The 374-nt window shown below is 70.9% G+C and carries 1 pseudogene; it reads left to right on the top strand.

Annotated elements, in window-relative coordinates:
- Positions 1-74: 74 nt before the first annotated feature.
- Positions 75-374: pseudogene (locus tag A9K58_RS18870) on the top strand (glycosyltransferase); the annotation flags it as partial.

Below are 374 nucleotides of genomic sequence, written 5' to 3'. Positions count from 1 at the left end.
GGCGGGGACTGACCGGCAGGACCGGGGGCACTCCGCCAACCGGCATACTGGCCCGGACCACTGCGGAGCTTGCCATGCGGCTGCTGGCCCTGACCTACGGAACCGAAGGCGACACACGTCCCCTCGCCATGCTCTGCCATGGGCTGATCGGCGCAGGCCACGCGGTGACACTGCTGGCCGATGGCGGCACCCTGGGCAGCGCGCAGGCACTGGATGTGCCCCACGCGGCCCTTGAAGGTGACATCCATGACGACGTGGTCGCACTGGTCTCGCGTGGCAACGGCGTTGCCGCCGCCAGTACCGGCCTGGCACGGATGGCGCTGCAGCATGTCAGCGGCTGGATGCGCCAGGCCGATGCCGCCGCCGAAGGCTGC

It is taken from the genome of Stenotrophomonas maltophilia (genome assembly GCF_001676385.1).
GTDB lineage: Bacteria > Pseudomonadota > Gammaproteobacteria > Xanthomonadales > Xanthomonadaceae > Stenotrophomonas > Stenotrophomonas maltophilia_J.
The sequence above is the reverse complement of the archived record's forward strand: the minus strand, read 5'-3'. Positions and strand labels throughout refer to the sequence as shown.